The organism is Plantactinospora sp. CA-290183 (assembly GCF_050936375.1).
Taxonomy (GTDB): Bacteria; Actinomycetota; Actinomycetes; order Mycobacteriales; family Micromonosporaceae; genus Plantactinospora.
Genome location: NZ_JBNJMX010000020.1, coordinates 37,744 through 63,657 on the forward strand (window position 1 = coordinate 37,744; position 25,914 = coordinate 63,657).

At 67.3% G+C, this 25,914-nt stretch carries 24 protein-coding genes and 2 tRNA genes; 21 read left to right on the forward strand and 5 right to left on the reverse strand.

Annotation, left to right across the window (positions count from 1 at the left end; all coding sequences use genetic code 11):
* The first annotated feature begins 403 nt into the window (after positions 1-403).
* Positions 404-1,099 (forward strand): hypothetical protein, encoded by a 696-nt coding sequence (locus ACQEUR_RS21165; protein WP_433033941.1) that lies wholly within the window; start codon positions 404-406, stop codon positions 1,097-1,099.
* Positions 1,100-1,226: 127 nt separating this feature from the next.
* Here ACQEUR_RS21165 and ACQEUR_RS21170 read toward each other — a convergent pair whose 3' ends face one another.
* Positions 1,227-1,460 (reverse strand): hypothetical protein, encoded by a 234-nt coding sequence (locus tag ACQEUR_RS21170; protein WP_433033944.1) that lies wholly within the window; start codon positions 1,458-1,460, stop codon positions 1,227-1,229.
* 678 nt (positions 1,461-2,138) lie between these two features.
* Here ACQEUR_RS21170 and ACQEUR_RS21175 point away from each other — a divergent pair.
* The 4 genes from ACQEUR_RS21175 (at position 2,139) to ACQEUR_RS21190 (ending at position 8,701) form a co-directional block, all read left to right on the forward strand.
* Entirely contained in the window at positions 2,139-4,895 is a 2,757-nt protein-coding gene (locus tag ACQEUR_RS21175; RefSeq protein WP_433033947.1) for a tetratricopeptide repeat protein, read from the forward strand.
* Positions 4,896-5,269: 374 nt separating this feature from the next.
* Positions 5,270-6,205: a hypothetical protein gene (locus tag ACQEUR_RS21180; RefSeq protein ID WP_433033950.1), complete on the forward strand. Its 936-nt coding sequence runs from the start codon at positions 5,270-5,272 to the stop codon at positions 6,203-6,205.
* Between the two features lies 1 nt (position 6,206).
* Positions 6,207-6,677: a hypothetical protein gene (locus ACQEUR_RS21185; RefSeq protein WP_433033953.1), complete on the forward strand. Its 471-nt coding sequence runs from the start codon at positions 6,207-6,209 to the stop codon at positions 6,675-6,677.
* Positions 6,662-8,701, forward strand: coding sequence for a hypothetical protein (locus ACQEUR_RS21190; protein ID WP_433033956.1), 2,040 nt, complete (start codon positions 6,662-6,664; stop codon positions 8,699-8,701). The genes ACQEUR_RS21185 and ACQEUR_RS21190 overlap by 16 nt, the downstream gene beginning before the upstream one ends.
* A gap of 127 nt (positions 8,702-8,828) precedes the next feature.
* Here the strand turns inward: ACQEUR_RS21190 and ACQEUR_RS21195 are convergent, their stop codons facing one another.
* Together ACQEUR_RS21195 and ACQEUR_RS21200 are read right to left on the reverse strand one after the other, a co-directional pair.
* Positions 8,829-9,296 carry an NUDIX domain-containing protein gene (locus ACQEUR_RS21195; RefSeq protein ID WP_433033959.1) on the reverse strand — a complete coding sequence of 156 codons (468 nt, stop codon included), beginning with the start codon at positions 9,294-9,296 and terminating at the stop codon, positions 8,829-8,831.
* Between the two features lie 24 nt (positions 9,297-9,320).
* On the reverse strand, positions 9,321-10,544 hold the full coding sequence (locus ACQEUR_RS21200) for a helix-turn-helix domain-containing protein (RefSeq protein ID WP_433033962.1): 1,224 nt from the start codon (positions 10,542-10,544) through the stop codon (positions 9,321-9,323).
* Positions 10,545-11,178: 634 nt separating this feature from the next.
* Between ACQEUR_RS21200 and ACQEUR_RS21205 the strand changes: the two genes are divergently transcribed.
* The 10 genes from ACQEUR_RS21205 to ACQEUR_RS21250 all read left to right on the forward strand — a co-directional run bounded on the left by ACQEUR_RS21205 (position 11,179) and on the right by ACQEUR_RS21250 (position 19,055).
* Positions 11,179-11,421: a hypothetical protein gene (locus ACQEUR_RS21205; RefSeq protein ID WP_433033965.1), complete on the forward strand. Its 243-nt coding sequence runs from the start codon at positions 11,179-11,181 to the stop codon at positions 11,419-11,421.
* The gene (locus tag ACQEUR_RS21210) at positions 11,418-11,690 is read left to right on the forward strand and encodes a hypothetical protein (RefSeq protein WP_433033968.1); all 273 of its coding nucleotides are present in this window, start codon (positions 11,418-11,420) and stop codon (positions 11,688-11,690) included. Before ACQEUR_RS21205 ends, ACQEUR_RS21210 begins: the two co-directional genes overlap by 4 nt.
* 82 nt (positions 11,691-11,772) lie before the next feature.
* Positions 11,773-12,498 (forward strand): GntR family transcriptional regulator, encoded by a 726-nt coding sequence (locus ACQEUR_RS21215; RefSeq protein ID WP_433033971.1) that lies wholly within the window; start codon positions 11,773-11,775, stop codon positions 12,496-12,498.
* A 124-nt stretch (positions 12,499-12,622) separates the two neighbouring features.
* Positions 12,623-13,048, forward strand: coding sequence for a hypothetical protein (locus ACQEUR_RS21220; RefSeq protein WP_433033974.1), 426 nt, complete (start codon positions 12,623-12,625; stop codon positions 13,046-13,048).
* 164 nt (positions 13,049-13,212) lie between these two features.
* Complete coding sequence (locus tag ACQEUR_RS21225; RefSeq protein WP_433033977.1) at positions 13,213-13,440, forward strand: hypothetical protein; 228 nt, start codon at positions 13,213-13,215, stop codon at positions 13,438-13,440.
* A 37-nt stretch (positions 13,441-13,477) separates the two neighbouring features.
* Positions 13,478-14,908: an FtsK/SpoIIIE domain-containing protein gene (locus ACQEUR_RS21230; protein ID WP_433033980.1), complete on the forward strand. Its 1,431-nt coding sequence runs from the start codon at positions 13,478-13,480 to the stop codon at positions 14,906-14,908.
* Positions 14,905-15,738: a DUF2637 domain-containing protein gene (locus ACQEUR_RS21235; RefSeq protein WP_433033983.1), complete on the forward strand. Its 834-nt coding sequence runs from the start codon at positions 14,905-14,907 to the stop codon at positions 15,736-15,738. Before ACQEUR_RS21230 ends, ACQEUR_RS21235 begins: the two co-directional genes overlap by 4 nt.
* Before the next feature lie 83 nt (positions 15,739-15,821).
* Positions 15,822-17,546 carry a replication initiator gene (locus tag ACQEUR_RS21240; protein ID WP_433034008.1) on the forward strand — a complete coding sequence of 575 codons (1,725 nt, stop codon included), beginning with the start codon at positions 15,822-15,824 and terminating at the stop codon, positions 17,544-17,546.
* Between the two features lie 19 nt (positions 17,547-17,565).
* A complete protein-coding gene (locus tag ACQEUR_RS21245; RefSeq protein ID WP_433033985.1) occupies positions 17,566-17,784 on the forward strand; it encodes a helix-turn-helix domain-containing protein in 219 nt (72 codons plus the stop codon).
* The gene (locus tag ACQEUR_RS21250; protein ID WP_433033988.1) at positions 17,784-19,055 is read left to right on the forward strand and encodes a tyrosine-type recombinase/integrase; all 1,272 of its coding nucleotides are present in this window, start codon (positions 17,784-17,786) and stop codon (positions 19,053-19,055) included. The genes ACQEUR_RS21245 and ACQEUR_RS21250 overlap by 1 nt, the downstream gene beginning before the upstream one ends.
* A gap of 53 nt (positions 19,056-19,108) precedes the next feature.
* Here the strand turns inward: ACQEUR_RS21250 and ACQEUR_RS21255 are convergent.
* Positions 19,109-19,182 (reverse strand) — tRNA-Gly (locus tag ACQEUR_RS21255).
* A 239-nt stretch (positions 19,183-19,421) separates the two neighbouring features.
* On the opposite strand from ACQEUR_RS21255, the gene ACQEUR_RS21260 reads away from it, so the two are divergent.
* The 6 genes from ACQEUR_RS21260 to ACQEUR_RS21285 all read left to right on the forward strand — a co-directional run bounded on the left by ACQEUR_RS21260 (position 19,422) and on the right by ACQEUR_RS21285 (position 24,897).
* Positions 19,422-19,495: transfer RNA gene (locus tag ACQEUR_RS21260), tRNA-Pro, on the forward strand.
* 143 nt (positions 19,496-19,638) lie between these two features.
* Positions 19,639-21,006, forward strand: coding sequence for a trigger factor (gene tig, locus ACQEUR_RS21265; protein WP_433033991.1), 1,368 nt, complete (start codon positions 19,639-19,641; stop codon positions 21,004-21,006).
* Between the two features lie 175 nt (positions 21,007-21,181).
* Positions 21,182-21,826 carry a ClpP family protease gene (locus ACQEUR_RS21270; RefSeq protein WP_433033994.1) on the forward strand — a complete coding sequence of 215 codons (645 nt, stop codon included), beginning with the start codon at positions 21,182-21,184 and terminating at the stop codon, positions 21,824-21,826.
* A gap of 11 nt (positions 21,827-21,837) precedes the next feature.
* Entirely contained in the window at positions 21,838-22,500 is a 663-nt protein-coding gene (locus ACQEUR_RS21275) for an ATP-dependent Clp protease proteolytic subunit (protein ID WP_433033997.1), read from the forward strand.
* A gap of 214 nt (positions 22,501-22,714) precedes the next feature.
* Positions 22,715-24,001, forward strand: coding sequence for an ATP-dependent Clp protease ATP-binding subunit ClpX (gene clpX, locus ACQEUR_RS21280; RefSeq protein WP_433034000.1), 1,287 nt, complete (start codon positions 22,715-22,717; stop codon positions 23,999-24,001).
* Between the two features lie 98 nt (positions 24,002-24,099).
* Complete coding sequence (locus tag ACQEUR_RS21285) at positions 24,100-24,897, forward strand: carbon-nitrogen hydrolase family protein (protein ID WP_433034003.1); 798 nt, start codon at positions 24,100-24,102, stop codon at positions 24,895-24,897.
* 23 nt (positions 24,898-24,920) lie between these two features.
* On the opposite strand, the gene ACQEUR_RS21290 is transcribed toward ACQEUR_RS21285, so the two are convergent.
* Entirely contained in the window at positions 24,921-25,142 is a 222-nt protein-coding gene (locus ACQEUR_RS21290; protein ID WP_433034005.1) for a hypothetical protein, read from the reverse strand.
* Positions 25,143-25,914: the final 772 nt, after the last annotated feature.

Genomic DNA, 25,914 nt, shown 5'->3' on the forward strand with positions numbered 1-25,914 from the left:
TACTCCGGTGGCATGCCGCGCAGCGGCGCGGCAGTCGATCGCCCGACACTCGGCGACGGTCAACCACCCTTGCGATCGTCACGGCAGCTCCACACCCTGGCCAACAGGTCGACGCGCTGCGGGCGCCCGAGGACGGCCGGAGGCCGCCCGCAGGGTGGCCCGCAAGCGCATAGAGCCCCAACGTTGCTCGCCACACTGTCAGCTTGGGAACTCGTTGGGGCGCCAATGCGGGTGGAGGTCAACGGGTTGCGCTCCTGGTCACGGTGCCCGTGGTTGACCGTCGTTCCCCATGGCTCCCCGGCGCTACGGGCACGTAGGGGCACGCACCAATGTAACCGGCTCCCCGGTCGAGCCGGTCAGGCCGGACCAGCGCAAGCGGCCACGAGTCTGCGAGGATCGGCAGATGCCCCTCATCGGTTATCTCAACCGCTTCCGCCCACCGGTTGATGCATCCGTGCTCGTCGACGCGACGCCATGGCTTACCGACCCCTTGTTCTGGCCGGCGTTCCTGCTCTCCGTGGGCGGCTCCTCCACGGCTGCGGTGGCCTTCGACCTCGATCCGGCGGATGTCGAGGTCTATGGGGAGGAGTTGCACCAACACGACAGCTGGCCCGTCATCTCACTGGACCTCGCCCAGGGCCACCGCATGCACATCCTCTTCCGCAACTACGAGGACGATTCGGGATGGGACTACCTGCTTCAGCCAGCCGCATCCGACGACGTGATCAACGTCGCAGCCCTGGAGGGCGGTTTCCACGGGCCGGCACTCTCGTGGCCGGAACTGGTCAGGACAGCGAGTCAACCGGATCCGAAGCACAGTCAGGCGGAACGTCTACTCCTGCTCCTTCCTGCTGTGGGCGACGCCGCCATCCCGCGCGGAGCCAACCAGGTGGTAGCGGCGGCCGTCACCAATGTGGGCGCCCAGCGGCGACAAAACGTGGTTGCCGGGGAGCTGCTGGCCGGGAGCGACCGATTCTGGGGCAGCAGCGATTGGACGAAGCAGGAGGGTCTGCTCGTCTGCCTCGACCACCACAGCCCTCGTCACCTGGAAACGCCGGCTGACCGCCTTGCCCTGCTGGCCGAGGCTTTCGGTGGCTAGAACCTGCAGCGGCTCAGCGGCAGGCCAGTCCGGGGTATGGACTGGCGCGGCAGCCGGAAGCCCCGAGAACGACGGCGGCTAGCCCCGCCGGCTTCCGTACCGCATGGGCGCGATCGTCAGGACCAGGTCAACTTTCGCTCGCGATGGTACGGGCGGCCGCGTCCGCGACTTCCTTCCAAACTGTCAGCCCTTCCGCGTTGAACGCCTCGGCCAAAGCCGCCCGCACCTCGTCGACCGAACGTCCCCTATGGGTCGACCGCACCTTCGCCCAGGCTCGCTCGAACTTCTCCACGTGCGCCTGAACGACTGGCATATCCTGCTCGTATCCGGTCGGCTCCGCCATCGCGTTGTCCTGCGCCACGAGCGCTAGCTTGCCGGATCCGGACGCTGGGGTGGAACCTTGTCCACCTCGCCACGCGGTGGCTCCGGGCGCGGCGCGTGAGCGGCGCCCGGCGGGTGTCCGCGGCTCACCGCCGGGCGGCCTACCGCTTGCGCCCAGGCTCGGCGATCTTGCCGCTGACCTGGGCCGGAACTTCTGGAGCGGGCGACGAGAATCGAACTCGCACCGTCAGTTTGGAAGATCGTTTCCGGCTGCCCGGTTCTGTCCGTTGTGCCTGGTCAGCGGCGGAGTAGTGATGCCCGCTCCTGCCCGCTGGTGACCGTCTCCGGCATCGGCTTCTGGCACGTGGCTGGCACGCGCTCGATCTCGACGCGCGGCCGGCCGGCGTTGTACGGCTTTCCGCCCCGGTCCGAAGGCCGGGGCGGTTTGTCGTGCCGGCGGGGTACCGCGCGCCTGGGCCACGTACTTCGGTGGCAAGCCGCGCAGCGGCGCGGCAGTCGATCGCCCCGATGTTGACGGGGGGTGGCCACCCTCGCGATCGGCACGGCCTGGCCTTGCTGTGCCGAATGGCTGATAGGCGGTGGATGCGGGGATGCGGTTCAATGAACGGTCGACTTGGGGTGATCTGTTCGTGGCGGGATGTGATCTACGTTGACGGTGAGCGGTCCAGGTCGCCGGGGTTTTGTGTTGTTCGTAGCTGTGCTGTCGGCGCTGGTGTTGGTGCTGGTCGCGACCGTGACCACGTTGGTGGCGTTGGCGGTTAACGCGGCGAGTGAGCGTGAGGCCTGGCCGTGGGGTTTGAACCTGATCCAGCGGTACCCGTTTCCATCTGTGCTGGTGCTGACTGTGGTGTTGGCGGGGTTGAGCGGCCTGCTGGTCTGGGTTCAGCAGCAGGCTCGGGCGCAGGCGCCAGCTGTGCCACCGTCCGGTGCTGGCCAGGATGAGGGTGCTGCGTCCGTTGTGCCGTTGCCAGTGCCGGATTCGAAGATGGTGCCTCGGACAGGGTTGGTAGATGTGCCGTGGGGTGAGTTGCCGGTGGTGTGGGGCCGCGATGGCGTCGTCGCGAGGTTGCTCGAATCGCCTCAGGTGGGTGGTTGCCCGGTGCGGGTGGTGACGGGCATGGGCGGATGTGGGAAGACGACTGTTGCGTTGGCGGCGGCGGAGGCGGCGCGGGGACGCGGGTGGCGGGTGTGGTGGGTGTCGGCGGTGGACGGTACGTCTCTGGTAGCGGGGATGTCGGCGGTGGCGCGGGAGGCGGGGGCGTCGGCGGAGGAGGTGGCCGCGGTCGATTCTGAGGTGGCGTTGCTGGGGTTGGTGTGGCGGTGGTTGGAGCAGATGGCGGGTCGGTGGTTGTTGGGGATCGATAACGCAGACGAGCCGGACTTGTTGGGCCCTGGTGGTACGAGTCTTGCGGGGGGTACGGGGTGGGTGCGGTCGGCTGGTTCGGGGGTGGTCGTGGTGACCAGCCGGGTGGCCGACCCGGCGGTGTGGGGGAACCGGGTGGAGGTTGTGCCGTTGGGGGTGTTGGAGGAGCAGCCGGCGGCGTCGATGCTGTTGGACCGGATGGGGCGCACTGGCGAGACCGAGCTGTTGGCGGAGGCAACGGCGGTGGTGAACCGGTTGGGGCGGTTGCCGTTGGCGGTGCACTTGGCGGGGTCGTATCTGGGTTCGGGTGTGGCTGAGGTCGGGTTGGCGGGCTATGTGGGCCTGCTCAAGGCGCGGTCGGTGAGTCTGCTAAGTGCGGGGGCGCCGGGATGGGGGGAGCAGGACCCGCGTCGTGAGGTGATGTCGACGTGGGAGATTTCGTTGGATGCTCTCGCGCGGCAGGGCCGGGGCCGGTCACGGGAAGTGTTGCGGGTGTTGTCGTTCGTGGCGGCCGGGTCGGTGGTGCCGGTATCGATGCTTCACCCTGGGGTGTTGGCCGACTCGGGCATGGTGGCGGCTGGGGAGGCGGGGCGTGCGGAGCTGGCGGCAGCATTGGCCGGGCTGCGGGCCGTGGGCCTGGTGGAGAGTGCGCCGGTCAGGGGTGGTGATGGACTACTGGTACACCCGTTGGTGGCTGAGGTGTCCCGGCTGCTGGCAGATCGGACCGGGCAGCGAGCGATCTTCCTGACGGCGGCAGCAGGGCTCATTGTTACGGCGGCGAAGCCGCTTGATCCGGCTAACCCCACTGATCGAGACGGGTGGCGGGTACTCGCGCCACACGCGATGGTCGTGCTGGACACCGCCTCGGACTTGAATGATGCCTACCTGCGCGCCCAGGTGGTGAAGGTGAACAACGCCGTGACCTACTACCTGTTCGCACAGGGCTCGTACCCCGCTGCCATCGATCATGGCAATCGGGTGCGCTCCATTGCCGCCGGGATGTTGGGTGCCGAGCATCCGGACACCCTGATGTCGCGGAACAACCTCGCCGCCGCCTACCAGGCGGCGGGCCGGTTGCGTGAGGCGATTCCGTTGTGCGAGGCGACCCTGGCCGCGTGCGAGCGGGTGTTGGGTGCCGAGCATCCGGACACTCTGCGGTCGCGGAACAACCTCGCCGCCGCCTACCAGGCGGCGGGCCGGTTGCGTGAGGCGATTCCGTTGTGCGAGGCGACCCTGGCCGCGTGCGAGCGGGTGTTGGGTGCCGAGCATCCGGACACTCTGCGGTCGCGGAACAACCTCGCCGCCGCCTACCAGGCGGCGGGCCGGTTGCGTGAGGCGATTCCGCTGTGCGAGGCGACCCTGGCCGCGTGCGAGCGGGTGTTGGGTGCCGAGCATCCGGACACTCTGCGGTCGCGGAACAACCTCGCCTACGCCTACGACGCGGCGGGCCGGTTGCGTGAGGCGATTCCGCTGTACGAGGCGACCCTGGCCGCGTACGAGCAGGTGTTGGGTGCCGAGCATCCGGACACTCTGCGGTCGCGGAACAACCTCGCCTACGCCTACGACGCGGCGGGCCGGTTGCGTGAGGCGATTCCGCTGTACGAGGCGACCCTGGCCGGGTGCGAGCAGGTGTTGGGTGCCGAGCATCCGGACACCCTGATGTCGCGGGACAACCTCGCCGGCTCCTACTGCGCGGCGGGCCGGTTAGGTGAGGCGATTCCGCTGTACGAGGCGACCCTGGCCGGGTGCGAGCAGGTGTTGGGTGCCGAGCATCCGGACACCCTGATGTCGCGGGACAACCTCGCCGGCTCCTACTGCGCGGCGGGCCGGTTAGGCGAGGCGATTCCGCTGTACGAGGCGACCCTGGCCGCGTACGAGCGGGTGTTGGGTGCCGAGCATCCGAACACCCTGACGTCGCGGAACAACCTCGCCACCGCCTACCAGGCGGCGGGCCGGCTGGGTGAGGCGATTCCGCTGTACGAGGCGACCCTTGCCGCGTGCGAGCCGGTGTTGGGTGCCGAGCATCCGAACACCCTGACGTCGCGGAACAACCTCGCCGCCGCCTACCAGGCAAGGGAAGAGGGCGAATAGCGCTGCGGGCGCCCGAGGACGGCCGGAGGCCGCCCGCAGGGATGCCCGCGAGCGCGCCGCGCTTGCGCGGCGCCTTGATCTAGAAGAGAAGATTTCGGCAGCGATCGGCTCCAGGAGCCGCACGGCTACGGTCAATGTTCCGCTCACACGCGATGTACCTACCGGCCGGCTGCCCTTGTGGATGACTGTTTGCGGTCGTAGCAGGTTGGCTAGTGACATCATGGCTGACATAACTTCCGGTCTTGCCTTAGCGGGGCGAGACGGTCTTTCCGGGCATGACCTCGTCGACGGACTCTTTCAACCGGTCTGGCATTGACCGGGACCCGACTGGAGCCTGGTGCGGCGAAAAGGTCTCCTGTACCTTGAGTCGCAATATGACTACGGACGCCCTCGCCAGTCGCCCTGCGGTGGATCCTGGCAATGACTTCGAGCAGAGGTTCTTTGGGCTGCTACGCCGCCGTTACTCCGTTGAAGATCTCGTGTTCATACCGGCCGAGATGGGAGGAGACTGTGGCATCGAGGGGTATTCGCGCGACGGGATCGCTTATCAATGCTACGCCGACCGCGATTCATTAACTCTCCGTCATCGGACCGATAAGCAGATAGCCAAGCTGAACAGAGATACCCTCAAGCTGCAAAAATACGAAGATCGCTTGAAGGAGATTCTTGGAGCGACAAGAATTTCTGCCTACATACTCGGCGTGCCCGAGTATCACGCGGCCGAGTTGATAAGTCATGCGAACAAGCGGGCAGAGCTGGTGAGAAGCTGGAATCTCCCGTTCGTTGATCCTGGATTCGTGATCGGGGTTAAGACCCCCACCGACTATCCGGCCGAGCTAAGTGCTGCCTTGGCCGACAGGGCTGCGGAAGCGCTTATTCCGGAGGTTTCGATAGACGATGAGTCGGTTGATCGCTTCCATCAAGAGACGCCCGATCTCATTCGCGTGATAGATGAAAAGCTATCGGTGATGGATGGTGCCGTTCGTGATGTTGCGGCATTGCGGAGACGCTTCGTTCGATCTTTCCTCCGGAAAGAAGTGATCATGCAATCGCTCAAGTCTTGGCCTCACACGTGGGAGACGGTAGAGCGTAGGCGGATAGCGCGACAGGAAGATATTGAGTTTGAGAACGACCTAAGTTGTGATCCGGCTAAGCTTAGGATTAAGGACCTGATTCGCGACTATCGTGAGGAACTGTTGAAGTTTGCGGGTGGGCTGCGCTATGACGACGCGAATTCGATAGCTTACGGTCAAGTGGGCGGATGGCTCATGGATTGTCCCCTCGAGCTTAGGGGAAGCGATGAGGTCTGACGTGGACGATATCGAGGCTGCCCTCGATATGCACTTTGCCTTCCGACGTCGCCCGACACCGGCTGCTGCGGCGATCCGTCCGCAGTTCCGCGTGCCCTTACTTCTGCTTATTCTGCAGAAGTGTAGAGCGAGTAAATTGCATTGGAAAGGTCTCCAGGTGTTGAACTGGGCTGTCCAAAGTGATGCTCGTATGAATGCCCTGGTTGCTATCGCGGGTGGACGCCAGGTGCTGCACATGCCAATAGTAAGAATCGAGCCCATGCTCGACCGAGCTATAGATCTAGTGGTCGGTCTCGGCTACGCACGGTTTGATGGCGGAAGAACGGTTAGCTTGACTGCGTTGGGTAAGGAAATGGCGCTGGAGGTCGCCTCAGCGCCCGTGATGCAGGAGGAAAAGCGACGCCTATCTAGCCTGCCAGGCAAAGTGTCGCAGAGTACGGTGAATCTACTCCTTGAATGGCGCAACGCATGACCCTTAAGCTTGAATACCTGCAGCTCCGGGCGGTAACCCCTAGGGGGATATTCGGCGCTGATGTGCCCTTGGGGGAAGGGCTAGTGGTGCTTCGAGCTGAAAATTCCAAAGGCAAATCAACTGCTGTTCGCAGCATTCTTTTCGCTCTCGGTCTTGAAAGGATGATTACCGCTAGAGCGACGAGCTTGGTCACGGCGGCTATGCGCGACACACTTATCTATGACCCTGTCACGAAAGCTGAGGCTCCTGTTCGTCAGTCGTGGGTGTCTCTGCAAGTGTCGAACCATGACCATGAGGTCGTGACGCTTACCCGATGGGTCAAAGATTCAACTATCTCAGATGGGATAATTCGCGTAACTCGTGGCCCTGCTTTGACCTCATCGGGTATGTATCCAACCGAAGACTTTTTCGTTGGTCGCGGTGGCTCGGTAACGAGCCCGAAGGGATTTCATAATTGGCTAGCGCGCTTCATTGGATGGCGCCTACCCGAACTGCCGGCGCGGGACGGGCGTACCTCTCCTCTTTATATGGAGCAAGTGTTCCCTCTGCTCTTTGTGGAGCAGAAGAGAGGTTGGGCTGGTATCCAGGCGCAGATGCCATACTTCTCCACAGTGACGGACGTGCGTAAACGCGCTATTGAGTTCCTGTTGGCGCTCGAAACTGGGGGGCACGAGTTGAAGCGGCAGGAGCTTCAAGCGATGCTGCGCGGTCTAGACGACCAATGGAAAGCGGTGCGCGGACGTTTTTTGGATCGCACTAGTGGCACGGGAGTTTCGGCAACCGGTATACCGGCGCAGATGAAGGCTGCCTGGTCTCCTGATGAGAAGGTTGCATTACTGGCAGCGGTAGGCGACGGCTGGGTCCCGTTAGCTGAACAGGTCCAGACTCTCACGGCTGCTCTTGAGGAAGCTGATGGCCGGCCAGTCCGTTCGGTCGGACAGATTTCTAGGGAGATAGAGAACCAGTTGCGGGTAGCTCTAGACAGATCCGCCCGAATCCAAGAACATGCCGCAATCATTCGCGATGAAATCCTTCGGGATCAAGGAGAGCTTTCTGCTGTCGAAGGACGCCTGCATGCTCTAGCTGATGATTTGCGCCAGTATCAAGATGTAGCAACCCTCCAGCGTCTTGGTGCACATACTGCGACGGATCTGCAAAGCGATTGCCCAGTGTGTCACCGTGAATTGCCGCAGACGCTTCTTGGTGACGAGCCAAGGCATCTAATGTCTATCCAAGATTCCATTAACTATATTAAGCAACAGGTCGAACTTTTCGTCGTTATGGAACAAGATGGCCGACGGGCTCTTGATGCCAAGAATCAGCAGCTTGCTGGTCTGAGGTCTGAGGCTTCAGAGGTGCGTTCATTGATTCGCCGCTTGAGGGCAGATCTCTTGTCGCCGAACGGTGCGCCGTCTGAGGAAGAAGTTGCCGAACGAATTATTCTCCGGCAAAAAGTGGAGAGGATGGAGGGTCTTCTTGAAGAGTTCGATGGACTGCAGGCACAATTATCTCGTCTTGCAAGTGCCGCCGAATCGCTTCAGCGTGAGCTATCCGACCTGCCGAAGGATCGAATTAATGAGCGCGACCAGGAGAAGTTAGACGCGTTGAGGAGATCTTTCGTCACGCAGCTTCACGAGTATGATTTTGGATCGTTCTCGGACGAGCGTTTGCGCCTGTCGAATGACGATTACCTCCCGCGACGTGATGACTTCGACCTTCAGGCAGACATCTCCGCATCTGACTCAATCAGGGTGATATGGGCTTACCTTATCGGCCTACTGGAGGTTAGCCAGCAATACGATACGAACCATCCCGGGTTACTGGTCTTCGATGAGCCTCGGCAGCAGAGCACAAAAGATGTCTCGTTCGCAGCGCTGCTGCAAAGAGCCTCGGCTCACGCGGCTGGGGGTCAAGTAGTTCTGGCTACATCTGAGAAGCTCGAGCCGCTCACTGAAATGCTTCGAGACCTTCCAGTAGTGATGCACAACGTGACGGGTTACCTTCTTCAGCCGGTAGAGAGTTGACTCGCGCTGTGCCCACCCTCGGATGTTGCGCCCGTAAGGCGGCAAACCTGTTAGCAGTGGTAATTTACCCTGGGGCGCGCGGTGGCGGTTTGTTGAGCCCGTTGGCCCCCTTTATTAAACTTGCGGCCTAAACGGCATCCCCGTGCTCTGCGTAAGTGAGGGTGGCAGTGTTGCGAGCCGTGATCGCGGTGCGGAGTCTACGAACGAGCCGCGAGGGTCCGTGGTGCTCCAACGCCTCCGCAGTTACATAACGCCACTCCGTGAGCTCCCCGTCTATGAAGCGGATGCCGCGTTCCTGCTCCTCAGTGAGGGATCCAGCATCGAAAATGAATAGTATCTTGTCGCCTTCTTTGTGGGCGGGTGCCCAGTCGACGACGAGCATAGGGCCGGGGTCGATGGTGAGTCCGAGTTCTTCGCGGATTTCGCGGATGCAGGCGGTGCGGGGTGACTCTCCGGGTTCGACATACCCGCCGGGAATATCCCAGTGGTTCTTGTAGTGCGGCTTGACGAGGAGCACGCGGCCCTGGTCATCGGAGAAAAGGGCGCCTGCGGCGACGCGTGGGGTGGCCATGGGTGGCATTTCGGGTCCCGTCACACCGGGCAGCGTAGCCAGGTTTGATCAGTCGAGCACGTTCAGGCGGCGGGCGAGTCCGACCAGCTCGGCGGAGGGCTTGCCTCGTTGACGGCGGATCCAGGTGAGGGCGAGTTGCCGGCTGAGGAAGTGGTGCCGTACCTGCTCGGGTGCCATCTGTTCGGCGTCGAGTAGGGCGGCCTGGGCCTCGTCCACCCGGTTCCATGAGTTGTAGGCGCGGGCGACTTCCAGCGCGTGGCGTACGCGGCGTTCCATTGGCAGGCCGGTGGTGTCGACGCGAGGGCCGAGGTCTACGGCGACCTGGACGTCGCCGAGTTCGGCGGCGGTGGCGACTCGGTGGATGGCGACATTGGTGGGGCCAAAGGCGGTCCAGAGGTGGTTACCGTCAGCGCCGAGTCGGGCGGCGGTCTCGTCGGCGGCGGCGAGGAACGTTCGGGTGGTGCCGGGGTTGTTGGCGCGAGCGGCGGCCATGGCGCCGGAGAGGAACAGCGTTCCGTAGACGGACAGCAGCGCGGGCGCTGGTGTGGGCTGGCGTAGCTGGCCTTCGAGGTAGGCGGCGGCATCCTCGGTAAGGCGTACGGCTTCGCGGTAGCGACCGGTGGAGTGCAGGGCGTGGCTGACTGAGCGGAAGAGGGAGCCGGTGACGACCGGATCGCCGGTGGGGCGTACGGCGGCAAGGCCGCGGTCGGCCGCGATCCAGGCAAGGTCGGTCTCGCCGAGTTTCGTGAGCTGAGTCGCCGCGAGTTGATAGGTGAGGCCGAGGAGGCGACGGGCCTGGTCTTGGTCGTTCCCGTCGAGTCCGTCGGCGGCGACCTGGGCGCGGTGGAGCAGGTCGGGCAGGCGGCCGGTGACGTACCCGAATCGGGACTCCTGGTAGGCGCTCCATAGGGCGGCCACGTCTTGCTTGACGTCGGCGACCTTGGGCGGCTCCTGGCTCTCGCCAGCCTGGCCGAACGGGGTGATGGCGCGGTAGTTCATCAGGGCGGCCCGTAGTGCTGGAACGGTGTCGGTGCCGCTGTCGGGCGTCCAGTCGAGCAGGGATGGTTCGGCGAGCAGGTCGCCGAGGGAGATGTCGAGGACGTCGGCGAGGGACTTGATGACGGAGAGCCGGTCCAGCTCGATCCGGTTGTTCTCGACCTTCCCGAGCCAGTCGGCGGTACGGCCGACCAGTCCCGCGAGGACTTCCTGAGACAGTCCACGTCGACGGCGGTACCAGGCGACGCGTTCGCCGATCGTGAGTGTGTTGACCATGCCGCGCACGATGCCTCCCTTGGGGCTCGCGACCCCGGAATGATTTTCCGGGTTGGGGGCGCGGTTGTGCCACAACCTGTGTCAATGATCGAGCACAACGGGTTGACCGATTGTCGTTCCTGCGCCGGCGTCGGCTGGAAGTACGTCACTCGGCGGGCGGCGCTGCGGTCGGTGGCGGCGTCTGGTGGGCCGTCGCGGTCGTTGGCGCGGCGGTCGTGTGTGGACTGTTCGGGTTTGGGTCGGGTGGCGGTTTCGTGAGCTGGGCGTCGGGGTGGGTGCTGGCGCCAGGCCACGTGGTCGACGTGTGGCCGTCTGAATGCCCGCCCGCCTCGACGCCTGTCCAACGCGTGGGAGGGGCGGCGGGTGGTTCCGAGGCCGGGTGACGTGTTGTTGCTGGATGGTCGGGCGTCGGTGCAGTTCGCCGGTGGTCGGACGGTTTTGTTGCGGGTGACGGTGGTGTGTGGTCGTCCGACGTACCACGGTTGGTGCTGGCTGACCGGCTATGTCCTGGACCGGCGTGGGCAGGCGCTCGACCGGCGGGATGTCTTCGTCCGTCTCGCCGGGCTGTGCCTGGTTTCTGCGGCTCGCCGACCCGGTTCGCCGAGGCGGGCGGCGGCTCCGGCAAGGAATCGTCGTGTTTGAGCTGAGGGTGCGCCTCGGTGAGGTGATCCGGCTGTCCGCCGCTGACCGGTTCCGGGAGACCGACGGTCCGGTGGCGTTGTGGGTGACCGGCGTCCGGCTGGTGGCGAATCGCCCGGAGCAGCACGAGTGGGTGTGGCTGGAGGGCGTGAAGATCGGCTATGACGGCCGTTCTGGCGACCAGGCGCAGATCCTCGTCCGCGTTTCCCGGCTGTCCGCCGACCGGTCCACGCGGTGAGCGTCTACCTGTCGGCCGCCGCCCGGGAGGAGCTGCGTGCCGCGCAGGTGCAGCTTGACCAGCACACCCCGTCGAGCGCCGACGGCGGCTGTCCGGCCTGTGGCGAACCTGGGCCGTGCGCGCTGCGGCGGACCGCGTTGCGGGTCTTTGGCCGGTACGGCTGTCTGCCCCGGCGCTGGCCGGGCGCGTCTCGTCCGGAGCTGATCGGTCGCGGTTCGTCGTGGTCGGGGTGGTTGGTGTCCGGCGGTGGTGATGTGTCGGGCGTTTGACCCTTGTCTTGTGTCGTCATGCTGGCAGGCTTTACGCTCCTGTCTTGACATGCTGTGATCTTTGACGGTGGGGTGGCCCGCGATGGCGTACGAGATTCCGACGCCGAAGTACCTGCGCGTGTTGAACACGCTGCGGGAGCGCATTGAGAACGACACGTACGCGCCGGGTGCGGCGTTGCCGTCGGAGAGTCAGCTTTGCACGGAGTTCGGGGTGTCTCGTCCGACGGTGCTCAAGGCGCTCGGGATTTTGAAGCAGGACGGGTGGATCGAGTCTCAGCAGGGCAGGGGCAGCTTCGTGCGGGGCCGGCCGCCGTCGGGGCGCACGTCACCGGCGTACGCCCGGGACGCGGTGGAGCTGGACGAGACCGGTGAGGTGGAGGTCCTGCATGTCGGCCCGGTCCTGGCCTCGGCCCGTATCGCGGCTGAGTTGAACATTCCGGAGGGCACCCCGGTCTACGAGCGGCGTCGCCGCACCCTGTCACCGTCGGGGCCGGTGGACCTGGTGGCCACGTTCGTGCCGGTGGACATCGCCGTGGGTACCGGGGTCATCAAGGCTGATCCGATCCCGGGTGGCCTGTTGGAGCACATCACCCGGGTCAAGGGGCTACGGGCGGACTACGCCACCGAGCGGATGACTGCCCGCCGGGCCAGCGCGGACGAGGCGAAGGCCCTGGACGTGCCGGCCGACGAGCCGATGCTCAGCGTCGTACTGACCGTCCACCAGGCTTCGGGGGATCCGATCCTGACCTCCGTGCTGGTGATGCCGGGCAGTCGGCACGAGATCGAGGACACCTACCCCCTGTCCTGACCGACAGTCCTCACGCTCGCGGATCTTCCTGTCGTCAATCTCTTGCTTGTATTTACAGGCTGACGTAACTTAGTAGCTCAATCGGATGTCATGGTGATGTCTGGTGAAGCGAGGAGGCTACGTCGTGGTTCCGCTGACGTTGAAGGTGCCGGTGCCGTTCGAGTACGTCTTCCCGGCCGGGGCGCTGTGCCTGGGCGTCGCGCCGCAGGTCGACTTCGACCGGCGTGGGCAGGGGGATGACCAGGCGCGGGACAAGGAGACCGGGGAGCGGGTCTGGCTGGTCCGCGTCCTGGACCTGGACCCCGAGGCGGGCAAGTTCGGTCGGTCCACTGAGGTCAAGGTGAAGGTGGTCGCGGCGCAGCAGCCGGTGCCGCCGGCGTCGCGGGTGCCGGGTTACCCGCCGGCGATCCAGTTCGAGGGTCTGACCCTGACGCCGTACGTGGATTCCCAGCGGTGCAAGGCATCCGGACAGTGCAAGGCCCGAATGGCGTACTCGCTGCGCGCAACCGCCATGGCCCCGGCCGCCGACCTGACCCCGGCTGCCGCCTGACCCGCACGTCGCACCACACGCGGGGCGGGCCGTTCGTCCGCCAAGATTCCCGGCCCGCCCCGCGCCCCAACCCACCCCTCACGCGTGAAGGAGGGCCTTGTGCCCACCGTAATTCGTGCTGCCCGCACACCCGCCCCCGCCACTCGTCCCGGGCGGTGGTCGTGATGCGCCGGACCCGCCTCGCCTGGCGGCGCCACGCCGCCCTGGCCCTGCAAGCGGCACTCCGCCGCGCACTCGGCCTGCCAGCTGCACCCGCGCTGGTGTCCGAGATCCGTTGCCCGCACTGCCGCCGCTGGGTCAAGCCGCGCCGCTTCGACCTGCGCCGCATGGCGTGCCGGACCTGCCTGGCCACCCTCGCCCGACCGGCCCGTGATCGGGGACTGCTGTGGTGACCCTGCGCCGGGTGGCGATCCGGGGCGGTGAGCGCTGATGCCGCTGATCAACGTCATCCCGGGTGAGAAGGTGCCGGTCGCGCCGATGAACGTGCGGATGCCGGTGTGGCGGGTGCCGGGCTGGTTGCTGCCGTTGTGGTGGTTGGCCCGGGGCCTGGTCCGCCTCACGGTCCTGGCGGTCCGCTACTGGTGGCTCAGCGGCCCGACCGTCGCCGCGCTCTACGTCTATAGCCGGCACGGCGGCCTGGTCCTGGCCGGCGTCATCGTGGCGGTGATCGGCGGGTGTCTGGCGTGGTGGCGCTGGCACCCTGCATCCTGGCTGCGGTTCGGCTGGTACCCGCTCGTTGGTCGGTGGCGGCGGTTGTGGGTGTACCGGCAGCGGTGGTCCTCGACCATGGCCACCTGCGGCCTAGCGACCGCGTTCGCCGGTGACCGGTACGTGCCGCAACTGCTCAAGGTGCGCTGCGACCGTCACGTCGATGAGGTCACGGTGCGGATGCTGCCCGGCCAACTCCCGGAGGACTGGGCACAGGCGGCCCAGCGTCTCGCCTACGCCTTCCGACTACGGGACGGCCAGGCGCGCACCACCGCCCGGCCGGATCGGGTGGTGCTGCGGTTCCTACGCCGCGACCCCCTCGCCGCGACCGTGGCACCGATGCCGGTGCCCGAGCTGCCGGACCTGACCGCCCTGCCTCTCGGTGTCCGGGAGGACGGGACACCGTATCGGCTGCGGCTGGCCGGTACCCACGTCCTCGTCGCCGGGGCGACGAACTCCGGCAAGGGATCCGTGCTCTGGTCGCTGATCTCGGCGCTGGCGGGTGGGGTGCGGTCGGGGTTGGTGGAGCTGTGGGTGTTCGACCCCAAGGGCGGCATGGAGTTGGCGGCGGGGCTGCCGCTGTTCGCCCGGTTCGCCTACGACGACCCGGACAGCATGGCCGGCGTCCTGGAAGAGGCCGTGAAGCGCATGCGGCAACGCGCGGCCCGGCTGCGCGGTGTCGCCCGGCAGCACACCCCGACGCCGGATGACCCGCTGATCGTCCTGGTGGTTGACGAGCTGGCGTCGCTGACCGCGTACATCTCCGACCGGAAGGTCAAGGAGCGGATCAAGGATGCCCTGTCGCTGCTGCTCAGCCAGGGGCGGGCGGTCGGGGTGCACGTCGTGGCCGCGTTGCAGGACCCGCGTAAGGAGGTGCTGCCGTTCCGGGATCTGTTCCCGACCCGGATCGGGCTGCGGCTGACCGAACCCGAGCAATGCGACCTCGTCCTCGGCGACGGTGCCCGCGACCGAGGCGCCCTCTGCGACCAGATTCCCGAGTCGGCGGCCGGGATCGGCTACGTGGCCCTGGACGGCGTTCGGGAGCCGGTGCGGGTGCGGTTCTCCTACCTCACCGACGAGCACATTCGCGACCTCGGCCGCACCTACCGCCGCCTCTGCACCGACCAGCAGGACCAGGAGGTGCCCCGATGAGCGGGAGCCAGAGCCGCGCCGAGCGGGCAGAGGGTGTGGTCCTGGTCCTCATCCTGCTTGTGGTCGGCGGGTTGGCCGGGGCGGCGTCGTTCACCCACGTGCACGACTGGACCATGGCCAACTCCCCGGCCGGCACCGGTGACTGGTTCGGCTGGGCCAATGCCGCGATCTCTGAACTCATCCCGCTCGCCGCGCTGCTGACCATCCGGCGTCGTCGGCGCACGGGCGGGCCGATCGGCTACCCGATGTTCCTGCTCGTCGCCGCTGTCGCGCTGTCGTTGTCGGCGCAGCTCGCGGTGGCCAAGCCGGGCCTGTCCGGGTGGCTGTTGTCCGCCGTGCCCGCCCTGGCCTTCCTCGGCCTGTCCAAGCTCGTCCTCACCACCAAACCCGCCGCGCCCGCCGGTCCGTCCTCGCCTGTCCCGGCCGTCCCGGCCAGTGCGGGCACCGGGGACGGCAGTCGTCCCGAGGTCGTACCCGCGCAGGTCAGCGACCAGGACGCCCGGGACGAACGCCAGGACGACCCGGACGGCTCCGAGGACGGTCAGGACGGCGGGGACGAGGGCCAGGACGTCGACGGCCAGGCGCCGAGCGTCGACCTGGTCCGGCTCGCCCGCCGGCACGCCGCCGAGCACCGGGCCGCGACCGGACGGCCGATAACCCGCGACGAACTCCGCGCCGCCCTGCGGGTCGCCAACGGCACCGCCTCGGAACTACTCCGGCTGATCCGCGAGGGCGACCGTCCCGCACTGGTCCCCGTCCCCGCGACAGCGTTCCCCGCCCGCAACGGCAGCCAACCCGATCCGGCGACTCCCGCCGAGGTGACCCGTTGACTCTCGCACCACTGCAACCCGCCCCCGGCCCGGCCGGTCCGGCTACTCCGGAGAAGCCGCGGCCGGGGTCGCGGGCCGACCGGATGCGCAAACCCCTCGCCAAGGACGCACTGCGGCAACTCGCCGAGCAACACGGCGTCTGCGTCCGACCCCTCGCCCTACGCCGCACCGACACCGAAACCGGCGTCACCGAGGTCGTGGAAGTCCCCTGCGGCGCCACCCTGGCCGCGAAGTGCAAGCCGTGCGCCGAATGGGGACGGCGGCTGCGGATCCAACAGATCCGCGAGGGCTGGCACCTCGCCGACGAACCCGCCATCCGACCCGAACACCCCAGCGAAGACGTCCTCGCCCTGGTCCGGGTCCGCGCGCACATGGAATTCGAACGCGAAGCACTCCAGTACCAGCCCATGCACCCCGACGAACGCGCCGCACAACTCGCCGACCTCGACGCCGGAATCGCGGAACTGGACGAGGCACTGGGAGAGACGGACCTGAGGGGGCACCTCACACCCCGGGAACGAACCGACCGGCCACGGCGCAAACGGTCCACCAAACGGCGGCAGGACACCCCGGACCTGCCCCGGCTGCCCGTCGACCCGCGCACGGTCGGCCGCGCCTACACGGGCCACCAGGGCAAGACGCACCGGCCCTCGATGCTGGTCACGCTCACCCTCGACAGCCATGGGCCGGTGCACTCCCACCTCCGCCGGGGCGCCTACATCGCCCCCTGCGAGTGCGGCCAGCGACACGGCCCGAACGATGACGTCCTCGGCACCCCGGTCGACCCGGCCAGCTACGACTACCGCCGCGCCGCGCTGGACGCGATCCACTTCGCTCGCGTCCTCGACCGGTGGTGGCAGAACGTGCGCCGCGCCGCCGGCTGGAACGTCCAATACGCCGGAGCCGTCGAGCTACAACGCCGCCTCGCCCCGCACGCGCACTTCGCCATCCGGGGCACCCTGCCCAGGCGCCTACTCAAGCAAATCGCGGCAGCCACCTACCACCAAGTGTGGTGGCCAGCCTTCGACCAACCGCGCTACACCGTCGATCGACCGCCGGTCTGGGACGTCGACCAACAGGCGTACGTCGACCCCAAGACGAAGCAGCCCTTGACGTCGTGGGCATACGCGCTGGACGAGCTGGAGGAACCCGACGCCCGACCCGCCTACGTGGCCAGGCTCGGACGGATCGACGCACGCGGCATCGAGCAGGGCACCAAAGACGCCGAGCGGTCGATCCGGTACGTGACGAAATACGTCACCAAGGACCTGACCGACCAGGCCCGGCCACGCTCGGACGCGCAGAAGGCACACTTCGACCGGCTCCACGCCGAACTCTCCGTGCTGCCCTGCTCGCCGACCTGCGCCAACTGGCTGCTCTACGGCGTCCAGCCCGACGGGGTAAAGGCAGGCTTGACCCCCGGCCGCTGCACCGGAAAGGTCCACCAGCGCTCAACGCTCGGCTTCACCGGCCGCCGCGTACTGGTCTCCCGGCAGTGGTCCGGCAAGACCCTGGCCGACCACCGCGCCGACAACCGCGCCTGGATTCGTGCGGTTCTCGCCGGAGGCATGGCCGACACCGACCCGGACGTCCAGGGCGATGAGCACGACCAGACGGCGGCCGACAACCCACAGCAGTACCGGTTCGAGCTGGCTCGCCCCGAAGACCCCGACGTGCTGCCCCTGGAACACCGGATCCTGCGCGCCGTCTCCGCCCGGATCCGCTGGCGAACAGACCTCGACGCGGCCCGCCAACGCGCGGCCCACGGTCTTTCGGCAACTGCCCCGACTCTCGCCCCTGCTGCCTGACACGAGAAGGAGGAACCGGATGGACGACGAGCTGTTGACCGCCGATGAGGTCGCCGCTCGCCTCCGAGCAACACCACGATTCGTGCGCCGGCTGGTCGCCGAACGACGGATCGCGTTCGTCAAGGTCGGCCGCCTGGTCCGCTTCGAGGCGTCCGCCGTCACCGCGTACATCGACAACAACCGGGTCGTCCCGATGACCCGTGCGCACCTACGCGACTACCTGGGGGAGGTCGCCTGATGGCGAGCAAGAACGGCCGGCGGCGTTTCGGCAACATCCGTCGGCTCCCGTCGGGCCGGTATCAGGCCCGGTACATCGGGCCGGACGGCATCGAGCGGAAGGCGCCGCACACCTTCGAGACCGAGCGGCAGGCGGGCAAGTGGTTGACCGTCGTGGAGTCGGAGATCATCAAGGGCGACTGGACGGCACCGGAGGCGGGGGAGATCCAGCTCGGCCCGTACGGTCAGAAGTGGATCGCCGAGCGCAAGCTCCAGCCGCGTACCCGCGAGAACTACGAAGACCTGTTCCGGCTGCACATCCGCCCGCACCTCGGCAGCCTCGCCCTGGGCGCGGTCAAGCCGCAGACCATCCGGAGCTGGCGCAAGCGGCTGCTCGACGGCGGCACCTCCGAGCCGCAGGCGGTCAAGGCGTATTCGCTGCTGCGGGCGATCCTGAACACCGCCGTCAAGGAAGACGAGATCATTCGGCAGAACCCGTGCCGGATCTCCGGCTATGACCGCTATCACACTCCGGAGCGACCGGTGGCGACCGTCGCTCAGGTCCTCGCGCTCGCCGACCGGATGCCGGCCCGGTTCTCCGCGCTGATCATCGTCGCTGCGTTTTCCGGACTTCGCTGGGGCGAGCTGGCGGCGCTGCGCCGGTCCGATGTCGACCTGGACGCCGGTACGGTGCGGGTGCCCCGCAAGCTCGCGGCCCTGCGTAACCGGATGGAGTTCGGTGCACCCAAGTCGGAGGCCAGCAACCGGACCGTCACGCTCCCGGCGGCGGCCCGCTCCGTTCTCCCCGCGCACCTGACCGAGTTCACGGGGGAGGAGCCGGACGCGATCGTGTTCACCGGGGACAAGGGCGCGGTCCTGCGGACCGGGAACTTCCGCCGGGCCGTCGACTGGCCGGCGGCGCTGCGAGCATCTGGCATGCCAGACGGCTTCCACTTCCACGACCTCCGGCACACCGGCAACAACCTGGCGGCGGCGACCGGCGCCAGCACCCGCGACCTGATGCACCGGATGGGCCACGCCAGCATGCGGGCCGCGCTCATCTACCAACACGCGAACAGCGAACGTGACCGGGAGATCGCCGCCGGCATGGACCGCCGGATCGCCAAGGCGCACCCCAAGGTCAAGAAGACCGGTAGGGGGAAGCCGACCGCGAAGGACGGGAAGCCGGCGACCGGGACCGACAAGCCGGCCAAGGGGAAGACCGGGGCAGCGCCGGACGGCACGAAGCGCGCTACTGGCACGCGAATGGCATGCAAGATCAAAGAGAGCTAGAAACAGAACGGCCCAGGATCGGCGATCATGCCGCTGACCTGGGCCGGAACTTTTGGAGCGGGCGACGAGAATCGAACTCGCACCGTCAGTTTGGAAGACTGAAGCTCTGCCATTGAGCTACGCCCGCGCTCGCCCCGGTCACCCGGGGCGCTAGACAGCCTATCGAACCGGACCGGCGACCGTATACCGGGATCGACCCCACGCGGTCACCCACGTCCACCACGAGGGTGCCGGGGGAGGGTCGGGCCGGTCGTGGCCGGGCTCACTCCGTACCCCTGGAACAGCGCGCTCGGGACGACACGGCGCCGGCGCGCGGAGACCGGGCGGGCGGCACCTGGCGGGGACGGCATACACTCTTCGACGCCACGGGGTGTGGCGCAGCTTGGTAGCGCACTCGCTTTGGGAGCGAGGGGCCGTGGGTTCAAATCCCGCCACCCCGACTGTCGTCCGTCGCGCTGGGTGAGCCTGGCCACCCCGCGCCTCCGGCGCGCCACGCCGGCTCGCCTACACTCGATGGGCCGATTCCGGCCAGGACACCAAGCCGGCCAACACAAAGACTGAAGATCTGTCAAGGAGTACGCCTGTGAAGAGCACCGTCGAGACTCTGAGCCCGACGCGCGTGCGGCTCGCCATCGAGGTGCCGTTCGCCGAGCTCGAGCCGAGCCTCAAGAAGGCGTACCGGGAGATCGGTTCGCAGGTCACCGTGCCCGGTTTCCGGCGCGGCAAGATCCCGTCCGCGGTGATCGACCAGCGGGTCGGCCGGGGCGCGGTGCTGAACGAGGCCGTCCAGGACGCCATCCCGGAGAACATCCTGGCGGCCGTCCGCGAGCACGACGTGAAGACGCTGGGCCGGCCCGAGGTGGAGATCACCGAGTTCAACGACGGTGAAGCCCTCAAGTTCACCGCCGAGGTCGACGTACGCCCCGAGATCGCGCTCCCGGACCTCACCGACTTCCAGGTGACCGTCGACGAGCTGAAGATCGACGACAGCGAGGTCGACGAGCAGGTCAAGAACCTGCGCGAGCGCTTCGCCACGCTGAAGACGGTCGAGCGGGCCGCCCAGGAGGGCGACTACGTGCAGATCGACCTGGCGGCGACGGTCGACGGCGAGGAGGTGCCCGGCGGCTCGGCGACCAACATCTCGCACGAGGTGGGGAGCAAGCAGCTTCTTCCGGGCCTGGACGAGGTCCTGGTCGGGCTCGCCGCCGGCGGGTCGACGACCTTCCAGACCCAGCTCGTCGGCGGGGACTTCGCCGGTCGGGACGCCGACGTGGCGGTGACGGTGCGGACCGTCAAGGAGAAGGAGCTGCCGGCGCTGGACGACGAGTTCGCCCAGCTCGCCAGCGAGTTCGACACTCTCGAAGAGCTGCGTAACGACCTCCGCGAGCGGATCAGCCGGTCCAAGAAGATCGAGCAGATCTACGCCGCCCGGGACAAGGCCCTGGCGCAGATGGTCTCGGCCGCCGACATCCCGGCGCCGGCGGGCGTGGTCTCCGAGGAGGTCGAGCACCGCAAGCAGGCCATGATCGACCAGCTGGAGCGGATCGGCGCCTCCCTGGAGGAATACCTGGCCAGCGAGGAGAAGACCGAGGAGCAGGTCGACGCCGAGCTGAACGAGGCGGCGACCGAGGGCGTCAAGATCCAGCTGCTGCTCGACACCCTGGCCGACGCCGAGGAGGTGCAGGTCTCCGACGACGAGTTCGGCCACGAGATCGTGCACCGGGCGCAGCGCGCCGGGCTGGCTCCCCAGCAGTACTACGACCAGCTGGTCCGCTCCGGCGCGGCCGGCGCCGTCTTCGGTGACGTCCGCCGCGGCAAGGCGCTGGCGATGGTGATGGAGCGCATCAAGATCACCGACTCGGCGGGCAACGTGATCAACCTGGAGGAGCTCCGCGCCGCGACCGGCGAGGAGCACGACCACGCGCACGACCACGACGAGCACCAGCACTGACACCGCACGATCCGCCGCGCCCGGGGAACAGCCCCGGGCGCCACGGCGGAAACTCCCGGGCGTACGGCCCTGCGGTCTACTGCGCTGATAGCGAACAGTGCCGGGACAGGGACGTTACGACCCCGGTCACCGGTTAGTGTCGGGCGTAAGACGGCACGGAGAGCGAAGGGCTGCCATGACTGGTTCAGACTTCTCAGCTATGCCCCTGCGGGTGATCGAAAACCGCGGTGGTGACAACCTTGGCGGCAACCTCGACGATTCGGTATACAACCGCCTGCTCAAGGAGCGGATCATCTTCCTGGGCAGCGAGGTGACCGACCAGGTCGCCAACCGCATCTGCGCGCAGCTGCTGCTGCTCGCCGCGGAGGACCCTGACCGCGACATCAACCTGTGGATCAACTCGCCGGGTGGCTCGGTCTACTCCGGCATGGCGATCTACGACACCATGCAGTTCATCGACAACGACGTGTCCACGGTCGCCATGGGCATGGCCGCCTCCATGGGGCAGCTGCTGCTCTGCGCCGGCACCAAGGGCAAGCGGTACGCCCTGCCGCACGCGCGGATCATGATGCACCAGCCCTCCGGCGGCATGGGAGGCACGGCCTCCGACATCGCCATCCAGGCTGAGCAGATGCTCTACACCAAGCGGATGTTCCAGGAGCGGGTGGCGCACCACACCGGCCAGGACCAGGCGCAGATCGAGGCCGACTCCGACCGTGACCGCTGGTTCACCGCCGAGGAAGCCAAGGACTACGGCTTCATCGACAAGGTGATCACCGGAGCCACCCAGGTTCCGGAAGGCGCCGGGACCCTGAGCTGAGGAGCTTGACGATGATCGACCCGAACCTGCTCTCCGGCTTCGAGCCGGTGCACAACCGGTACGTTCTGCCCTCCTTCGTCGAGCGCACGTCGTACGGGGTCAAGGAGTCGAACCCGTACAACAAGCTCTTCGAGGACCGGATCATCTTCCTCGGTGTCCAGATCGACGACGCGTCGGCCAACGACGTGATGGCGCAGCTGCTGACGCTCGAGGGCACCGACCCGGACCGGGACATCACCATCTACATCAACTCGCCCGGTGGCTCGTTCACGGCCATGACGGCGATCTACGACACGATGCAGTACGTCCGCCCGGACATCGTCACGGTCTGCCTCGGCCAGGCGGCCAGCGCCGCGGCGGTGCTGCTCGCCGCGGGCACGCCCGGCAAGCGGATGGCGCTGCCGAACTCCCGGATCATCATCCACCAGCCCGCCACCGAGGGGGGCTACGGACAGGGCTCGGACATCGAGATCCAGGCCCGGGAGATCCTGCGGATGCGCTCGCAGCTGGAGGACATGCTCTCGCGGCACTCCAACCAGCCGATCGAGCGGGTCCGTCGTGACATCGACCGTGACAAGTTCATGACGGCCGAGGAGTCGCGCGAGTACGGGTTGGTCGACAACGTCCTGACCAGCCGGAAGAAGGGCTTGCTGGCGGCCAACGCCGCGAGCTGAGCAACCCGGGTCAGAGGCCGGCCGAGCGGCTCAGCGGCGGCCGGCCTCTGACACACCCGTTTTGGGGGTCGGAGAAACCTCGCGCAGCGGGTAACGTCGGTTCTGCACCGCCCAACGCCGGTCGGGACCGGCCGGCGGCGAGGAAGACCGACGGGGCGTACCGACCGTAGGCGAGGTCCGACAGGGCCGGCCGATTAGCGCAGGGAGAACGTAGGTGGCACGGATCGGTGACGGCGGCGACCTACTCAAGTGCTCCTTCTGTGGCAAGTCGCAGAAGCAGGTCAAGAAACTCATCGCGGGGCCCGGGGTCTACATCTGTGACGAGTGCATAGACCTCTGCAACGAGATCATCGAAGAGGAGCTGGCCGAGTCCGGCGAGGTGAAGTGGGAAGAGCTTCCCAAGCCGATGGAGATCTGCCAGTTCCTCGACTCGTACGTGGTGGGTCAGGACCAGGCGAAGAAGGCCCTCGCGGTCGCGGTCTACAACCACTACAAGCGCATCCAGGCCGAGTCCTCGGGTTCGGGCAGTGACGCGGTCGAGCTGGCCAAGTCCAACATCCTGCTGATCGGCCCCACCGGCTGCGGCAAGACCCACCTCGCCCAGACGCTCGCCCGGATGCTCAACGTGCCGTTCGCCATCGCGGACGCGACCGCGCTGACCGAGGCCGGCTACGTCGGCGAGGACGTCGAGAACATCCTCCTGAAGCTGATCCAGGCCGCCGACTACGACATCAAGCGCGCCGAGACCGGCATCATCTACATCGACGAGGTCGACAAGATCGCCCGCAAGTCGGAGAACCCTTCGATCACCCGGGACGTCTCCGGCGAGGGCGTGCAGCAGGCGCTGCTCAAGATCCTGGAAGGCACGGTGGCGAACGTGCCGCCGCAGGGCGGTCGCAAGCACCCACACCAGGAGTTCATCCAGATCGACACCACCAACGTGCTCTTCATCTGCGGTGGGGCGTTCGCCGGCCTGGACCAGATCATCGAGTCCCGCACCGGGCAGGGCGGGCTGGGCTTCGGCGCCCACCTGCGCTCCGTCTCGGACCGCTCGACCGATGACATCTTCAGCCAGGTCATGCCGGAGGACATGCTCAAGTTCGGCCTGATCCCGGAGTTCATCGGCCGGCTGCCGGTGATCACCAACGTCCGGAGCCTCAACCGCGAGGCGCTGGTCCGGATCCTCACCGAGCCGCGCAACGCGCTCGTCCGGCAGTACCAGCGACTCTTCGAGATCGACGGGGTCGAGCTGGAGTTCGAACCGGCGGCGCTGGAGGCGATCGCCGACCAGGCGATGCTGCGTGGCACGGGTGCTCGTGGGCTGCGCGCGATCCTCGAAGAGGTCCTCCTCTCCGTGATGTACGAGGTCCCCAGCAACCCGAACGCCGCCCGCGTCCTGATCACCCGTGGCGTCGTACTGGAGAACGTCAACCCGACGATCGTGCCGCGGGAGTTCAACGGGCGCCGCGCCCGGCGCGACCGCGAAGAGAAGTCGGCCTGATCTCCACCCGCTGCCCGGGGCGTCGGCTCGGCGCCACGCCCGGGGCAGCGGGATCGTGCCCTCTGGCCCCCGCCCGGCCGTCGCCGTAGGCTTCCCGCATGCGCGTCGCCGTCTGCCAGCTCAACGCCCGCGACGACCGGAAGGCCAATCTCGCCACCGCCGCCGACCTCGTCGCGCGAGCCGCGGCCGCCGGCGCGGACCTGGCGATCCTGCCGGAGTACGTCGACTACCTCGGACGTTCCGCCGGCCAGCCCGCCGCCGAGGGGACCGACGGAGAGTTCGCCGAGTTCTTCGCCGCGACGGCCCGTCGGCACGGCATCTGGGTGCTCGCCGGATCGTTCCGCGAGTCGGGCCCCGACCCGGAGCACACCTACAACACCTCCCTGGTCTTCGACCGCGCCGGTGGGCTGGTCGGCAGCTACCGGAAGATCCATCTGTACGACGTGGAGATCCCCGGCCGCGTCTCGTACCTCGAATCCCGCACCGTCGCCGCCGGCGCCGAGCCGGTCGTGGTCGAGATCGAGGGTGTACGGGTCGGGCTCTCCATCTGTTACGACCTGCGGTTTCCGGAGCTGTACCGGCGGCTGACCGTCGAGGGTGGCGCGCAGCTGCTGGTGGTACCCGCCGCGTTCATGCTGCACACCGGACGGGACCACTGGGAGGTGCTGCTCCGGGCCCGTGCGATCGAGAACCAGTGCTTCGTCGCGGCGGCGGCGCAGATCGGTGACCACGATCCGGGGCGTACCTGTTTCGGCCGCAGCATGGTGGTCGACCCATGGGGGACCGTTGTCACCCAGGCGCCGGACACCGTCGGGATCGCGGTGGCCGATCTCGATCTCGACCGGCTGCACCAGATCCGCACCGAACTGCCCAGCGTGGCCAACCGTCGGCTCTGACCGTGACGCCGCCCGCCGTCACCTCACTGCAGCAACATCCCCACCAGGGCCAGGCTCACGATCACCGAGGCGGTGACGAGCAGACCGGTGGTCATCCGGGAGGGCCCGCGGCGGGCCAGGCGGCGTACCGAGGCGACGAGAGCCAGCAGGACGAAGCCACCGATGAGCAGCTGCCAGATGGGCAGCAGAAGAGCCGAGAGGGTGTCCTGGGCCAGGATGGTGCCGGTCGCGCTCGCTACGGCCATGGTTGCCACTCTGACACGGCCCGTCCGATCTGACACTGCCAACCTGGCCTCTCTGCCGCTGACCGGCGGGACGGATGGGGACGAACAGGCCCCGGCGGGGGGTGGTTCCGGACCCCCGACAGGTGGGCGACGGGAGCCGGGAACACCGGGGGGTGCCCGCCGGTTGAACCCTTGGTGCGTCCGGACCGTGCGAGGCCCGGGGCCCGGTCGGGGTGGTCGTTGCGTTGGACCGCTCAACCGCCGGGACCGTGGGTGGCCCGAGGTCCGGTCGGGAACAACTCGGGAGTGGTCGTTGGTTGGACCACTCAGGCACCCGCGAGGTGGGCGCCGCGAGCGAGGTTCCAGCGCGGATGTCCGGGTGCCGGTTCGAAGGGCACCGATTTGCGTTGCTGGGGCAAGAGGCGTAACTTTCTCTCTGCGAGCGGGAACCGGACGAAATGGCCGGGCCGCGAGCAACCGGGCCTGGCGGGTGACCGCGAGCGGGACCGGTTCCGGGTGGTGCAGCACCTGACAGTGTCAGGTTGAGATTGCGAGACCAACCGGGTAAAGTACCTGAGGTCGGCAGGAGCCGGGCGGATGTGCCACGAAGTGGCGATCGGCCGGTCTGCGGACTTCCCCCCAGGCAAGAGCGAGCACCTAGCTCGGTGCGCGCCGCGATGGGGATCCCGGGCGGAGCGGAACGAGAGCCGAAGTTTGGCTTGACACCGCGCAACTGACCGGGTAAGTTAGGCGAGTTGCCCCGAGGGCGGTTCCAAGATCGGGATCGTGGTTC